The organism is Sphingobium sp. ba1 (assembly GCF_000743655.1).
Lineage (GTDB): Bacteria > Pseudomonadota > Alphaproteobacteria > Sphingomonadales > Sphingomonadaceae > Sphingobium.
Map to the genome: position 1 here is coordinate 2,992,773 of NZ_JPPQ01000069.1, position 15,493 is coordinate 3,008,265.

13 protein-coding genes are annotated in these 15,493 nt (G+C 62.8%); 6 read left to right on the top strand and 7 right to left on the bottom strand.

Annotation, left to right across the window (positions count from 1 at the left end; genetic code table 11):
* Positions 1 to 352: LysR substrate-binding domain-containing protein (locus IL54_RS17775; RefSeq protein ID WP_037477404.1), on the top strand; the 352-nt coding region annotated here is incomplete at its 5' end.
* A gap of 2 nt (positions 353 to 354) precedes the next feature.
* Here the strand turns inward: IL54_RS17775 and IL54_RS25050 are convergent.
* From IL54_RS25050 to IL54_RS17805, 6 genes are all read right to left on the bottom strand, one after another.
* Complete coding sequence (locus IL54_RS25050) at positions 355 to 531, bottom strand: hypothetical protein (protein WP_193378881.1); 177 nt, start codon at positions 529 to 531, stop codon at positions 355 to 357.
* Between the two features lie 52 nt (positions 532 to 583).
* Complete coding sequence (locus IL54_RS17785) at positions 584 to 2,014, bottom strand: aldehyde dehydrogenase family protein (RefSeq protein ID WP_156106253.1); 1,431 nt, start codon at positions 2,012 to 2,014, stop codon at positions 584 to 586.
* Positions 2,015 to 2,081: 67 nt separating this feature from the next.
* On the bottom strand, positions 2,082 to 3,710 hold the full coding sequence (locus IL54_RS17790; RefSeq protein WP_037477410.1) for a GMC family oxidoreductase: 1,629 nt from the start codon (positions 3,708 to 3,710) through the stop codon (positions 2,082 to 2,084).
* Positions 3,707 to 5,083 carry an MFS transporter gene (locus IL54_RS17795; RefSeq protein WP_237748926.1) on the bottom strand — a complete coding sequence of 459 codons (1,377 nt, stop codon included), beginning with the start codon at positions 5,081 to 5,083 and terminating at the stop codon, positions 3,707 to 3,709. Before IL54_RS17795 ends, IL54_RS17790 begins: the two co-directional genes overlap by 4 nt.
* 55 nt (positions 5,084 to 5,138) lie before the next feature.
* A complete protein-coding gene (locus tag IL54_RS17800) occupies positions 5,139 to 6,071 on the bottom strand; it encodes a PDR/VanB family oxidoreductase (protein WP_037477412.1) in 933 nt (310 codons plus the stop codon).
* A 147-nt stretch (positions 6,072 to 6,218) separates the two neighbouring features.
* The gene (locus tag IL54_RS17805; protein ID WP_037479160.1) at positions 6,219 to 7,532 is read right to left on the bottom strand and encodes a Rieske 2Fe-2S domain-containing protein; all 1,314 of its coding nucleotides are present in this window, start codon (positions 7,530 to 7,532) and stop codon (positions 6,219 to 6,221) included.
* A gap of 220 nt (positions 7,533 to 7,752) precedes the next feature.
* Here IL54_RS17805 and IL54_RS17810 point away from each other — a divergent pair, with 220 nt between their 5' ends.
* From IL54_RS17810 to IL54_RS17825, 4 genes are all read left to right on the top strand, one after another.
* Positions 7,753 to 10,005, top strand: a complete 2,253-nt coding sequence (locus IL54_RS17810; protein ID WP_037477414.1) for a TonB-dependent receptor — start codon at positions 7,753 to 7,755, stop codon at positions 10,003 to 10,005.
* A 59-nt stretch (positions 10,006 to 10,064) separates the two neighbouring features.
* On the top strand, positions 10,065 to 10,844 hold the full coding sequence (locus IL54_RS17815) for an SDR family NAD(P)-dependent oxidoreductase (RefSeq protein WP_052027803.1): 780 nt from the start codon (positions 10,065 to 10,067) through the stop codon (positions 10,842 to 10,844).
* 145 nt (positions 10,845 to 10,989) lie between these two features.
* Positions 10,990 to 12,033, top strand: a complete 1,044-nt coding sequence (locus tag IL54_RS17820) for an aromatic ring-hydroxylating dioxygenase subunit alpha (protein WP_037479167.1) — start codon at positions 10,990 to 10,992, stop codon at positions 12,031 to 12,033.
* Positions 12,034 to 12,104: 71 nt separating this feature from the next.
* Positions 12,105 to 12,848 (top strand): MerR family transcriptional regulator, encoded by a 744-nt coding sequence (locus tag IL54_RS17825; protein WP_052027742.1) that lies wholly within the window; start codon positions 12,105 to 12,107, stop codon positions 12,846 to 12,848.
* Here the strand turns inward: IL54_RS17825 and IL54_RS17830 are convergent.
* On the bottom strand, positions 12,823 to 13,926 hold the full coding sequence (locus tag IL54_RS17830; RefSeq protein WP_037477416.1) for an NAD(P)-dependent alcohol dehydrogenase: 1,104 nt from the start codon (positions 13,924 to 13,926) through the stop codon (positions 12,823 to 12,825). The genes IL54_RS17825 and IL54_RS17830 overlap by 26 nt on opposite strands.
* Before the next feature lie 221 nt (positions 13,927 to 14,147).
* On the opposite strand from IL54_RS17830, the gene IL54_RS17835 reads away from it, so the two are divergent.
* A complete protein-coding gene (locus tag IL54_RS17835; protein ID WP_037477418.1) occupies positions 14,148 to 15,449 on the top strand; it encodes a cytochrome P450 in 1,302 nt (433 codons plus the stop codon).
* Positions 15,450 to 15,493: the final 44 nt, after the last annotated feature.

Here is a 15,493-nt window from a genome sequence, read left to right on the forward strand (position 1 = left end):
GCCCGCCAATTCGCCATTGCGCGAACAGTGGGAAAAGCTGTTCGGGGCAGGCAAGGTGCCAGCGACGCCGGTCGAGTGCGGGTCGGTGATGATTATCGGGCGGTTGTTGACGGAGGGGGATTTTCTGACACTGCTGTCGCCCGATCAGGTGGCGTTGCAGATCCGCAGCGGGCTGCTGACGCAGGTCGGGCCGCCGCTGGAAGGCAGCAAGCGCGTGGTAGGGATCACGACGCGGCGCAGCTGGCGCCCGACCGCGACGCAGCGGCGCTTTCTGGAAATGCTGGGCGAGGCGGCCAAGGGGGAGCGGGTGGCAGGCGCGCCGCCTGACTTGCGGGAATCGGGCTGGGTGTGAGGCTATCGCGGGTTGCCGGCCTCAAGCGCGGCGATGCGGCCCTTCAGACGATCAGCAAGCGAAGGGCGGATCGGCTGTCCGGCGAGCAATTTGCGCCATGTATTGTAGCTGATGCCGAAGCGGGCGTTAAGCGCTTCGTCGGTGCGGCCAGTTGCCAGCCTTTGCATCTGGAGGATCATCTCCTCCTCCAGATGCACGCCATTGCTGTTGTTCTGCTGCAGGATACGCGCCTCAGTCCAGGTTGATCCAGACCGCCTTCGTTTCCAAATAATCCTCGATATGGTGCGGGCCGGACTCGCGGCCGAAGCCGCTCATGCGATAGCCGCCGAAGGGGACGGCGGGGTCGAGCATCTGGTAGCAATTGACCCAGACGGACCCGGCGCGGATGCCACGCGCCATGCGGTGCGCGGTGGCCAGGTCGCGGGTCCATACGCCGCCTCCCAGGCCAAATTCGGTGGCGTTGGCGCGGGTTAGAACCTCCTCTACGTGCTCGAATGTGAAGGCGGAGAGCACCGGGCCGAAAATCTCTTCCCGCGCGATCGTCATGTCGTCGGCGACATGGGTGAAGATGGTGGGTTCGATGAAATAGCCGGCATCATAGCCAGCGCCGCTCATGCGATTGCCGCCGGTCAGCGGACGGGCACCTTCTGTATTCGCGCCGTCGATGAAGGCGAGGATCTTGTCCATCTGGGCCAGGGATACGACCGGTCCCATCTGGGTGGTCGGGCCAAGCGGATCGCCGACCTTGATCGTCTTCGTGAAGGCGGCGAGGCGCTCCATGACTTCGTCGTGGATTGAGCTTTGCACGAACAGGCGCGTGCCCGCGCTGCAAATCTGCCCGGCATTGGCGAACACGGCCATGGCGGCGGCAGGGACGGCCTTGTCGAGATCAGCGTCGGCAAAGACGATGTTGGGCGACTTGCCGCCCAGTTCCACCGTTACGCGCTTCATCGTTCCGGCGGCGGCGTGCAGGATTTTTTCACCGACGCCGGTGGAGCCGGTGAAGGCGATCTTGTCGACGTCCGGGTGGCTGGAGAGCGCCGCGCCTGCATCGCCAAGGCCCGTGACGATGTTGATGACGCCGTCCGGTACGCCCGCTTCCAGGCATAGTTCGCCAAAGCGCAGCGCGGAAAGGGGCGTCTGTTCAGCGGGCTTCATGACGAGGGTGCAGCCGGTGGCGAGTACCGGCCCCGCCTTCCACACCGACATGCCGATCGGGCCGTTCCATGGGTTGATTGCTGCGACCACGCCGATCGGTTCCTTGAGCGTGTGGGAGAGGACGTCGCCCATCGCGCTATTGTCGATCGTATCGCCCGCGATCAGCGTTGCCTGCCCCGCATAATAGCGCAGCAGCGCACCGGCGCGCGCCTTGCCCATGATTGTGCGGCTATAGGGTGCGCCAAGGTCCAGCGTGTCGAGCATCGCCAGTTCCTCGAAATGCTGTTCCACCAGATCGGCGAGGCGCAGCATGATGCGCTGGCGCTCCACCGGCTTCATGCGCCGCCATGGCCCCTCGAACGCGGCGCGGGCCGATTTGACCGCGCGGTCGACATCCTCCGCCCCGCCCTGCGCAACGGTAGCCAACAGATCGCCAGTGGCGGGATTGCGGGTCTCGAACCGCTGCCCCGACAATGCAGGGACGCGCTGGCCGCCGATCAGCATGTCCTGATGCGGGGTGTCGAGCAGGGCGGGGCGGGGGGGATGATAAGCTGGGTCATGAAGGGCTCTTTCAGGCGGCGATGTTGGATGTGACGGCGTCTTGCAGGATGAACTGCGCTGCGCGCTGAGCGATCATCATGGTGGGGGCGGAGGTGTTGCCGCTGATGATGTCCGGCATGACGGAAGCATCGACGACGCGCAGGCCCGACACGCCGCGCACGCGCAAGCGATTGTCCACGACGGCCATCGGGTCGCTGTCCGGCCCCATTTTACAGGTGCCGGTGGGGTGATAGGCAGTGTTGACGATCTTGCGCAGGGCGGCGTCGATCTCGGCGTCGCTTTGATGCTGAGCGCCCGGCTCGATTTCCGCACCAGTCATGGCGGCGAGTGCGGGCTGGGCGAAGATATGGCGGCAGGCGCGGAACCCGGCGATCAGCGTCTGCATGTCATAGGGATCGGCAAAGAAATTGGGATCGATGACCGGCTTGTCCTCCGGCCGGTTGCTGGCCAAGCGAACCGACCCGCTGCTTTTGGGACGCAGCAGCTGGATCAGCCCCATATAGCCGTGGCGGCGGGGGACCGAACGGGCGTCGAGCTTCAGCCCGGCGAGGAAGGTGATCTGAATATCCGGGCGACCCGTTCCGTCGGTGCAAAGGAAACCGCCGGCCTCCGCGACATTGGACGCCAGCATTCCTTCGCGCTTTAAGAGATATTTGAACGGGCTGGCCAGGATGCGGGGCAGAACCTTGGCCGATACGGCATAGGATTCCGCCGACGGGTTCTCCATCGCGACATGGACGGTGGGATGGTCCTGCAAATGCGCGCCGACGCCGGGCAAATGGTGGACCAGGTCGATGCCCATCTCGCGCAGATGATGCTGCGGCCCGATGCCTGACAGCATCAGCAGTTGCGGCGAATTGGTCGCACCCGCGCACAGGATGATCTCCCGCCGCGCCGCGATGGTGCTGCGCGCGCCGTTCGTCTCTATTTCCAGCCCCACCGCGCGACCCCGGTCGAACAGGATGCGGCGGACCATGGTGTCCGCCATGACGGTCAGGTTGGCGCGATCCAGTGCGGGGTGGAGGAAGGCGCGGGCGCTCGACAGGCGGGTGCCGTTGCGTTGGTTGAGGTCGTAACGGCCAAAGCCGTCCTGCCGATCGCTGGCAAAATCATCATTGCGGCGATGCCCGGCTTGTTCTGCCGCGTCGACGATTGCGGCGCTGACGGGGTTCCAGCTTTTGGGCTTCTGCACGTCCAGTTCGCCGCCCTTGCCGTGCCAGGGCGTATCGGGACCGGCGTAATTTTCGACCGCCTTGAACGCGGGCAGGACATCGTCATAGGCCCAGCCATCATTGCCCGCATCGGCCCAGGCGTCATAGTCCGCCCGTTGCCCGCGAATGTAGACGCCACCGTTGATGGCGCTGCATCCCCCGAACAGCTTGCCGCGCGGAAAGTTGATCGTACGGTCGTTGACGGCGGCGTTGCCGGTCAGCGCCTGTTTCCAGTTATATTTTGCGTGCGGCAGCAGGAAGATATTGCCGACCGGCATCGCGGTTTTGAGGTTCACCGGCCATTGTTTGTCGGATGGCCCGGCTTCGATCAGAGCGACGCGGTTGGCCGGGTCGGCGGACAGGCGATTGGCCATCAGGCTGCCCGCCGAGCCGGAGCCGATCACGATATAGTCGAAGCTGTCGCTCATATCTGTGCATCCTTGCGGCCGATGGCGGGCACATGGCCCCGCACGGCGATGAAGCCCAAGGCGTTGACCAGCATCAGGGCGGCGAGCGCGCCGAAGAAGCCGAGATTGCCCCAGTCGATGAGGAACGAGCCCGCCACCGCGCTGACGATCGCGCCGACCCGGCCCGCCGCGCCCATCAGGCCCAGGCCACGGGCGCGCAGGCCGGTGGGGAAAGCGTGTGCGCCCACCGCGAACATGGCCGACTGGGCTGCACTGGCGAACAGGCCGAGCGCGCCGAGGCAGGCAAGGACAGCGCCTTCGTTCCGCGCGCCGCTGATGGGGAGCAGGGCGAGCGTGGCGCAGACGGCCGCCCCGACGATCGCCATCAGGATCAGCACCGGGCGCGATCCGAAGCGGATGATGGCCAGCGACGCGATCATCGCGCCGATGGTGCCGCCGATGTTGAAACTGGTAAGGCCAAGGCTGGCGGTCTGGAGGCCGAAGCCCGCGCTGGTGAGCATGGTCGGCGCCCAGTTGAACATGAGATAGATCATGAACATGCCGGAGAACATCGCCACCGACAGCGCCAGCGTATCGCGCAACAGGGCCGTGCCGAACAGGTTGCGCATCGGTTCGTAGCGGGGTGCTTCCCCGGCGGCGAGCGGGATGTGGGCGACAGAGGCGGGATCAGGGTGCCCGATGCGGCGCAAGATGCGGTCGAGTTCAGCGGCGCGATCGGGCCGTTCCGCCAGATAGCGCGGGGATTCGGGCAGGATGAAACAGAGCCATGCGACGAAGATCATCGTCACGCTGCCGCCGAGATAGAAGAGCCAGCGCCAACCAAGGCCCGGCAGGATCAGCGCGGCCGCGACCCCGCCCAATATCCCGCCGATCGACACGCACACCACGCCGAAGGTGACGGCGACGCTGCGCCAGCGGACGGGGGTGAATTCGGCGATCATGGCGCTGGCGGTGCCGGGGACGCCGCCAAGGCCCACGCCCGCCAGCGTCTTGAGCGCGGCAACCTGCCACAATGCCGTGGAAAAGCCGGTAAGCAAGGTCGCAACGCCGAAGATGGCGACGCCGATGATGAGCGCGCCGCGCCGTCCGAAACGGTCGCCGACCCAGCCCGACGTCAGCGTGCCGATGGCCATGCCGACAAAGCCCAGCGCAAACACGGACCCCAATGCCGTGCGGTCGATGCCCCATTCCTGGAGCAAGGAGGGCGCGGCTAGGCCAAGCATCTGATTGTCGAGGCCGTCGAGAATGACGGTCGCGGCGATCATCAGCACGGACCAGATCTGGTAGGACGACATGGGTATGTCATCCAGCATCCCTTTACTGCTGCCTTTCATTGGGACGACCGCCAACACCTTCTCCTTATCCTGGGCCATGTGTGGCCGCTCTATTCATTTATCGACAGGCAATTGAAAAACCGGAATATCGCAATCAGATGTCGAGGACGAGGTTGGCACTTTTCGACCCCGAACAGCAGACCATGATCGACCTGTTGGCGGCTTTGTCGTCATCCGACAGGAAATGGTCGCGATGGTCGGGAATGCCGTCCAGCACCTTGACCTCGCAGGTGCCGCAAATTCCTTCCGAACAAGCAAAGCCGACATTGACACCGGCGCTGAGCAGCGCGTCGAGCATCGTTTCGCCTTCTTCCACCGCGATGGTCTTGCCGCTTTTGGCCAGTTCCAGCGTGTAGCCGCCCTCGGTCGCCATTTCGGTTTCGGCCGAGAAATATTCGATATGGGCGTGGCCCTTGGGCCGGTCGCAATTGATCGCCACGAAAGCATCGAGCATCCCGCCCGGACCGCAGCAATAGAGATGCGCGTCGGCAGGCGCAGCCGCGCAGATGGCCTTGAGGTCCAGGCGGCGGCCGCCGGGAATGCCGTCATAGGCGATTTCCACCTGGTCATAATCAGACAGGCGATCGACATAGGCGGCGCGCTCAGGCGAGGCGGCGACATAATGGAGTTCCCAGCTTTTGCCGAGTTTTTCGAGACGCGCGATCATGGGCAACATCGGCGTAATGCCGATCCCGCCACCGATCATCACGGTGTGGCTGGCATCCTCCACCATCGGAAAATTGTTTTTCGGTTCCGAGATGTCGAGGATCTGGCCGACCTGCCATTTTTCATGGATGTGGCGCGATCCGCCGCGACCGTCGATCGCATGATGGACGGCGATTTCATAATAGCCGCGAATGGCGGGATCATTGACCAACGAATAGCTGCGCGCCAAGCCGGGGGAAAGCTGCACGTCGATATGTGCGCCGGGATCGAAGGGCGGCATCAGCCCGCCATCGACCGGTTCGAGGATGTAGCTGTTGATGCCTTCGGCTTCCCAGCGGATATTCTTCAATCGTGCGCGCATCACCCTCTCCGTCCGGTGCGATGCGTCTCTTGGCAGGGCCGGGGCGCCATGGATCGGCGAACCGGACAAACCGCAATGCGTGTCGTCACCTCTGTCATCCTTGTCTGAGGCACCGGGGCATGGATCGCCCCGGCCCTTATATATGTGTCACTCAGCCGCTTCGACCTTGTCGGGCCAGCGTACCGCCTTGGCCAGTGCCGATTCATAGGCGTTGGCAAGCGTGTCGCTGGGGTCGTGCAGGAAGGAGCCTGCGCGCGCGCGATAGAAGATGCTGGGGTCTTCGATGCCCGGCGGCAGCGTGCCCTTGTTGGCGAGCGCACGGGCGGCCAGCAGCACGCGGCGGCGCACGCGGGCGATCATCTGGTCGGTCGGCGCCAGATTTTCAAAGCTGTGGTCGGTGATCGGTCCCATGCTTTCGGTCACCGCCTGATCCTGCATCGTGATGTTGGGGATGCCGGTGAACTGGGTGCCGTTGCGCTGGGATTCACGGTCGATCGCCCAGTCATTCTTCTCGCTATCGGGCGAGCGCCAGCGGCCAAACCAGTCGGTGGTCGTCGGCGCATATTCCAGCGGCGCGAACAAGGGCGTGCCGTCCTTGAGCGTCGAGGTATAGGCCGGGTTGCCCGCGTCCACGCCGCAGGTGATGTCGAACAGCATCGAATGTTCGTCGTCCATCGGCACCCAGGCGCGGGCAATGGCGCGGGTGGCGAAGCGATTGTTGGGCGTCTGCGTCCAGAAGGGGAACATATAGTGGGCGACGCGCCAGCTCATCTGGCCATCATCATTCGGGCGATAGCCACCATACATGACGCCCCAGTCGGCCTGCGCGACTTCATAATCGGGCGCGCGGTTGAGGACGGTCGGGCGCATCGGATGATCCTCATCCAGATCGTCTGCCTCAATCGAGCCGACATGCAGGAAGCCGACATGGCTGGTGTCGATGTCACCCTCCAGCGCCTGAAGCCAGTTGCAGTCGCGCTGCAGGCACCAGATTTCGGCGTCCGGGTGCATCGTCGCTTCGATTTCCGGCAAGGGCGGCGGGGCGGACTGGTTTTCGCCCATATAGACCCAGATCAGGCCGTTGGCTTCGTGCGTCTTATACGCTTTGGCATGGACCTTGTCCTTGAAGTCCATGCGGGCGGGGACGGACGGCATGTCGACGCACTTGCCGTCGACGTCGAACTTCCAGCCATGATAAACGCAGCGTATGCCGTTTTCTTCGTTGCGGCCGATGAACAGCGACGCGCAGCGATGTGGGCAGCGATGGTCCATGATGCCTACGCGGCCTGAGCTGTCGCGAAAGGCGATCAGCTTTTCGCACAGGATCATCAGGCGCAACGGATCGCCATCGGCGGCAACTTCGGACGACAGGCAGGCGGGCAGCCAATATTGGCGCATCATCGTGCCCATGACCGTGCCCGGTCCTACCCTGGTCATGTCGGCGCTATCTGTGGACTGCATGAGTTTTTCAGCCTCTTCCTTGCTTGTCATTGGCAGCGCCGCGTGAATCGAAGCCAGCGCCATTCCCTGATCCCTGACTAGAGCCACTCCACGCCCCGCCCCAATCGGAATGTGGTCGGACCATTCAATAACCGGGACGAAGCTATTGCGCCTCTTTTGTTTTTGCTGCTTCACGGTTGGCAGACGGCATCAAGCCGTGTTGTCAAGGGAGAGTCCGGGAATGCCTTTCAGCTTCAAAACATCCTGCGCCATAGGCGCGATCATCGCCGCGATGACGAGCGTGTCGGCCTTTGCGCAGGCCGACCCGCCAGTGCCGCAGGACGCCGCGCCCCAGCAGGCGATCTTCCCCGAAGACATCGTCGTCACCGCCGAGCGGCGCGAATCGACGGTGCGTGAAGTGCCCTTTTCCATTGCGGCGTTCGGCGGCGAATTGCTGCGCGAGGCGCAGGTCTACAGCCCCGCCGCGCTGACGCAGCAGATGCCGGGCATCACCATCAACACCGCCGACAAGTCGCTGTCGATCGTCGCGATCCGTGGCAATGTGTCGACGTTCCGCACCGCCACGCTGGACACGCCGGTTGCCTATTTCATGGACGACGTTTATTATGTGTTCAACAATGACCTGAACGCCAATTTCTACGACACCAACCGCGTCGAAGTGCTGCGCGGCCCGCAGGGGACATTGTTCGGACGTAATGTGGTGGGCGGCGCGATTGCGGTGGTCACCAACAATCCTGAATTCAACGATGATTATTTCGCCCAGATCAGTGGCGGCAATGGCGGCTTCGTGCGGACCGAAGGGATGCTGAACGGCGCGCTGGTAGAGGACAAGATCGCCGGACGCTTCGCGTTTAGCACTGAACATAGCGATGGCCTGATCGACACGCCCAACCAGTCGGGACGTTATGGCAAATATGACAGCTATTCGGCGCGCGGCAAGCTGCTGTTCCAGCCGACCGATACGCTGCAGGTCGTCCTGTCAGGCGATTATAGCTATACCAAAGGCAATGGCGGCGCGATCCAACTCGGCATTGGCGGCAATCAGGTCATTCCCGATACGTTCGGTGCCTATACCGATGACGAATGGACCAATAACGACTTCGTATCGTCGCCCTATCGCCAGCGGTTGCGCGGCGGCTATCTGCGCGGTGACCTCGACCTGCTCGGCGGCACGCTGACGTCAATCACCGGCTATCGCATGAACGACAGCCGCGCGATCAACGACGACGTGCCGGTGGGGACGGTCGTGCCGGTGTTCGACCGCCGCCAGGTGGTCAAGAACCGCAGCTTCACGCAGGAAGTGCGGTTCGCATCGGCACCGGGCCGTTTCTCCTATGTCGTGGGTGCCTATTTCCTGTCGGCGGATGTTTCGACGACCAACATCTTCTTCTACAGCCCGCTGCCCGGATCGGCCGTGCCCGGCAGCATCCGCCGCAATCCCGACGTCACCAACATCACGCGCGTCCAGGACGGCAATGTCCGCAGCCTGGCCGTGTTCGGCGAAGCGACGTTCGAAATCACCGACAATCTGGCCGTGGTTGCGGGCGGTCGCTATACTTCGGATCGCAAGAAGGTCGATTATCGTGCCTTTTCGACGACGGATGCAGGGGCCATTCCTGGTTTCGGCTTCCCCGGCGAAGTGCGCGCATCGGGCGGCCGCACCTGGGACGCCTTCACGCCGCGCTTCACTATCAAGTTCGAGCCGACCGAACAGATCAACATGTATGCGACCTATGCCAAGGGATTCAAATCGGGCGGCTTCGTCGACAATGCCTATCGCGACCCGACCATCCCGCTGGAGCCGGAAAATGCCGAAAATTATGAAATCGGTGCGAAATCCCGCCTGTTCGACAATAAACTGGATCTGAACGTCGCGCTGTTCCACCAGACGACCAAGAATCTCCAGAATTTTTCTGGCGCGGGCGGTATTGCCCATACCTATAATGGCACGCTCAAGATGAAGGGCATGGAGGTCGAATCCGTCATTCGCCCGGTCGAAGACCTGCGTCTGACCGCCAATTATACGCATCTGGTGGGCAAATATACCGACCTGCGCGATCCGCTGGTGAACCTCGATTATTCGGGCAATCCGGCCAAGTTCGCGCCGCGTGACAGCTTCACCGTCGGCGCGGCCTATACCGGGCGGCTGGGCAATGGCGCGACGTTGACGCCGCAGGCGGATTTCAACTTCTCCACCCGCATTTCGACCGACGACGCCAATACGCTGCGGCTCTATGACAATCTGCATCGCGACACGCGGGGGCGGACACTCAATGCCCGCCTGAATTATGAAACAGCCGATGGCCGTTTCCAGATCGGCCTATGGGGCAAGAACCTGACCAACAATTATCAGATCGTGAATGCGGACGACATCACCGCCTTCCTGGCCGTACCAGGCAATGGCACGACTTATTGGAAGATCTTTACCAACACGCCGCGGACCTACGGCCTGACGCTGTCGATCCGCCGCTGACGAACGGCATGGGCGGGGAGGGTGCGGCCTTCCCCGCCATTTCATTGCAGGACGATATCATGAGCGATCACTTCACGCTGCCTGCCAATGGCAGTTTTTCCTTTGCAGGCCGCACTGCGCTGGTGACCGGCGGCGGCCGTGGTGTGGGCGAGGCGGTGGCGCGCGAAATCCATGCCGGGGGCGGTCGCGTGGCCGTCAGCGATGTGGACAGCGCTGTGGCGCAGGCGGTAGCAGCCTCGCTCGATCCGTCGGGCGAGACGGCGATCGCCTTGACGCTGGACGTGCGGGAGAAGGCGCATTTCCTCGTTGCGCGGGATCAGATGGCGGGCCTGTGGGGCAAGGTCGACATCGTGGTGAACAATGCCGGCTTCGCCAAGCGCACGCCGACGCAGGACATCAGCCCCGAAGAGTTCGACGCGATCGTGCAGATCAACATGCGCAGCGTATTCCTGAGCTGCCAGATATTTTCCGACCATATGCGCGAGAATGGCTATGGCCGGATCGTCAATATCACGTCGCTCGCCGGGCAGAATGGCGGGACGGTGGCTTCCCCCCATTATGCCGCTTCCAAGGCCGGGGCGATCATGCTGACCAAATATTTCGCCCGCTATCTGGCCGGGACCGGCGTGACCGTGAACGCCATCGCGCCGGGACCGATCGACACGGCCAAGGCGCGACTGTCGGCGGAACAGATCGCACAGGTCGAGGGCGAGGTGCCGGTCGGCCGCTTCATGGAGGTGGGCGAGATTGCGGCGGCGACCGCACTGCTGGCTTCGGATCGCGGTGGGTTCTTCGTGGGCGCCACGCTGGACATGAATGGGGGGCTATATTTGCGGTGATCCCGCTTTACCGTCTTTGTTTCCCGCTTTTCTTATGGCGTTATGGGATTGCGATTGGCGGTTCTGCGCGGGCCATCCATAATAACCACCAACAATAGGGTAGCGCCGGAGCCGTGAACGGCCCGGCCGGATAATGGAGAGCAGCATGTTCATTTACAACGCATGGTATGTGGCCGCTTTCGCTGCCGATATCGAACCGGGCAAGACGCTGGGGCGCAAATATCTGAACAAGGCGGTCGTGCTGTTCCGCACCGAAAGCGGCGAGATCGCCGCGCTGGAGGACCGGTGCAGCCATCGGGCGATGCCGCTCTCTTCGGGCCATGTCGATGGCGACGTCATCCGCTGCTGCTATCATGGCGTGGAATTTGACGGGAAGGGCACCTGCACCCGCATCCCCAACCAGGCGCGCATTCCTGCCGCCGCCAATGTCCGCCATTATCCGGTGGTGGAGAAGGATCATCTGATCTGGATCTGGATGGGCGAACCGGCGCTGGCCGATCCGTCGATCATCGTCGACAGCCCGGAACATAATGATCCAGCCTGGACGTGGCGGCCCTATAATTTCCCGGTGAAGGCCAATTGGCAGCTGATCATCGACAATATCATGGACCTGACCCATGTGCCCTATATCCATGCGCGCACGATCGGCGGGAATCCGGAGCAGCATTATAATGCGGATACCAAGGTCGAGTTCGACGGTCGCAAGGTGACGTTGCTGCGCAAGATGCCCAATTCGATCCCGCCCAAATCCTATATCGACGCTGGCGGCTTCAAGGGCCGGGTTGATCGCTGGCAGGAAGTGCGGTTCGAGCCGGGCATCGGCATGACGTGCCGCGTCAACGCGGGGGGCTGTGATGCTGGCACCGGCGCCTATGAAGGCAAGCGCGACAATGGCTTCATGCTGGCCAACAACCATTTCATCACGCCGGAGACGGAAACGACCAGCCATTATCTGTGGACCATCTGCACCACTGCGCCCAAGGAAAGTGGTGTGCCGGACGTGCTGTTCGACCAGTTTTTCGATACCATCACCGAGGATGAGGAAACGCTCGAAGCGCAGCAGCGCCGGATCGACGACGAACCGGACCGGGCATTTGTGGGTATCGCCAGCGACGGCGCGGTCAACCAGGCGCGGCGACTGCTCAGCGCGATGCAGGAAGCGGAGGATGGCGGCAAGGTCGCGGCCTGAACCGTTCAGCCTTGCGTATATAAGTAACATAGCGGCTTGCCCTGTCCGGTGCGCCATGCTGTAGCGCCATCATGAAGATGCGCGAACTGGAGGATCGGACGGGGGTTCATCGGGAGACGATCCGCGTCTATCTGCGCGAAGGATTGATCCCGGAGCCGGAGCGGCCGCGCAAGACGGTTGCCGATTATGGCGAGGAGCATGTCCAGGCGATCCTGTCCGTGCGTCGGCTCCAGCGGGAGAACCGGCTGACGCTGGCACAGATCAAGGCGATCATCGGCGGTGAAGGTACCGAAGGCCGGGTCGAGGCCAGCGCGTTCGACCAGCTGGAGCAACTGGTCGCGCATCGCGTCGGCGTCGACGGGCCGCCGGTGACGATCGCGTCGCTGCTGGAACGCTATCCGCATGCGGCGGAGGATGCCCGCACGCTCGCGAAGATCGGCATATTGGATATCATCGAAACGGATCAGGGCGAGGCGCTGAGCATCACCTGCGCGCAGCTGGTGCGTATCTGGGGCGACATGCGCAAGGCCGGGTTCGATCAGCGGCTGGATTACACGCCCGACATACTGGGCTTTTACACCGAGGCGGCGGATTTCGTCGGACGCTGGGAAGCGTCGACCTTCATGGAGCGGGTCGACGGGCATATCGATGTGGCGGAAGCGGCCACCATGGTCGAACATGCGCTTCCGCTCATGCTCGATTTCTTCGGCCTGATGCGTCAGCGCGCTTTCTTCCGCCATGTCGAGGCGATCCGCGCCGGCAAGGAAACGGATCGCCCGGCGGGCAAGGTCACGCCATCGTCAGTACAGCCTTGACGCAGCGGCCATCATGCTGGTCCTCGATCGCTTGGTTGATGTCTTCCAGCCTGTAGGTCGTTATCAGTTTCTCGAATGGGAACAGCCCTTTGGCATTCAGCGCGATCAGTTCGGGCAGGAACGTCTGCGGGTCGGCATTGCCTTCGGTCACGCCGCAGATCGAGATGCCAAGCGACAGGAGGGTCAGGATGTTGAGGCTGATCGCCGCATCCAGCGCCCTGGGCACACCGACGATGGCAAGACGCCCCAGAGGGGCAAGAGAGGCCACGCCGGCGTCGATCGCCGGGACCGCGCCCGACGTGTCCAGCACGCAATCGACGCCTTGGGGCAACAGCTTGCGCAACTGTTCGGCGGTGTCGCCCGCGGTCACGTCGATGACATGGGTCGCGCCCAGGTCGAGCGCCATGGCGCGGCGTGTTGCCAAAGGATCGGCGACGATGATCTCCCCTGCGCCCGAAGCCTTCGCCGCCATGACGGCGCTCAGACCGACGGGGCCGCCGCCAGTGATCAGGATGGTCTCGCCAGTCTGAAGTTTGAGCGCCTTCATCACTGCACCCGCCCCGGTCATGATACCGCAGCCCAGCGGGCCAAGCAGTTCGAGCGGTGCTTCGGCCGGTACCTTCACCAGATTATGGGCGGCCGCGATGGCGTGACTGGCGAAGGAGGATTGGCCGAAGAAGTGACTGCTGACCGGCGCTACGCCGTCATGCAGGCAGGTCGAGCCGTCCGCCCGGCAGCCACCGAAGTTGAGTGCGGAAAAATCGCGGCAATAGGCGGGGTGCCCCGCAACACATTGGGGGCATTGGCGGCAGGCGGCAAAGCCCATCACGACGCGATCACCCGGCACGAGTGTGGTGACATCCGCGCCGACTGCCTCGACGATGCCTGCACCTTCATGGCCCAGCACAGCGGGCAGGGGCGTCGGCAGCAACTGATCGCGCACGACGATATCGGTATGGCACAGGCCCGTCGCGACGATCCGCACCAGCACTTCGTCGGCGCGCATATCGGACAGGGTGAGCTGCTCTAGCGTAAAGTCACCACCCGCTATCCGGGCGACAGCTGCCTTCACTTCCATGGGCCTTCTCCTATTCAATCTTTGGGTTCGTCATTCAGTTTCGGGGATGGGAACGGATGATTTGCGCCGTAAAGCCGCGTATTTTCTGCGATTCCCGTCCCTGAAAGGCCGAATGGTCCGACCTCTTTTTACGATTGACGAATCCGCTTGTCCATAGTTACGTAATGACAATACGTAATACGTAAGTGTCCTTAGGACAGCGTGTAGGAGAGGGTAGTTTCATGGCGACTTCGCTGGATGCCGACGTGCGTCCCATCATCCCCGACGACATTGCGCGGATCGTGATCGCACCCAAAAGCTATACGGACGACGCGACGATCTATGGTGCTTTTCGCTGGCTGCGCGAACATATGCCGCTGGGTATCGCACAGGTGCCTGGCTATGACCCGGTCTGGGTCGTCACCAAACATGCCGACATCAAGGAAGTGGAACGCAACGGCAAGCTGTTCCACAATGCCGATCACAACCCGATTCTGGTGGATCAGGCATCGGACGCCTTCACGCGGGACATTAATGGCGGGTCGATCCGCATCTTGTCGTCGCTGACCTATATGGACCCGCCCGAACATGCGTCCTACCGCACGCTGACGTCCAACTGGTTTCTGCCCGGCAAGATCAGCAAGCTGGAGGATCAGATCCGCGTGCTGGCGCGTCAGTCGGTGGACAATCTGCTGAGCTTCGATGGCGAATGCGATTTCGTCCGCGATTTTGCGCTGCACTATCCGCTGCGCGTCATCATGACGCTGTTCGGCGTGCCACCCGAAGACGAACCGCGGATGCTCAAGTTGACGCAGGAGTTTTTCGGCGTGCATGATCCCGAAGAACAGCGGCCCGAAATGGCGGCGGACCCGGTGGTCGCGGCAAAGCAATGGGCAGCCTCGATCGAGGATTTCTACACCTATTTCGACAAATTGAGTGCCGCCCGCCGGGAAAGGCCGACCGATGACCTGTTGTCGCTGATCGCCAATTCGCGGATCAACGGCGCGCCGATCCCGCGCGATGAGGCGAACGGCTATTATGTCGCGATCGCCACCGCGGGCCATGACACGACGTCGTCCTCGACCGCCGGTGGGCTGCACGGGATGATGGTCTATCCCGAAAATTGGGCCAAGGTGAAGGCGGACCCGTCGCTGATCCCTGGCCTCGTGGATGAGGCGATCCGCTGGACCAGTCCGGTCAAGCATTTCATGCGCAATGCCACCGCCGACACGCAGGTGCGCGGCATGGATATTCGCGCGATGGAACGGCTGATGATCTGTTACCCGTCGGGCAATCGCGACGAGGCGGTGTTTGACGACGCTGACCGCTTCGACATCACCCGCTCGCCCAATCCGCACATCGCCTTCGGCTTTGGTCCGCATATGTGCCTGGGCCAGCATCTCGCCAAGCTGGAGATGCGCATCCTGTTCGAGGAATTGCTGCCGCATCTCAGCTCGGTCGAAATGGCGGGCGATCCCCGCATGGTCGAGACGAACTTCGTCGGCGGGTACAAGGCGCTGCCGATCCGCTTCACGAAGAACTGACGCACATCGCCGCTGGATCACCGCCAAAGCGGCACCGGCGCTCA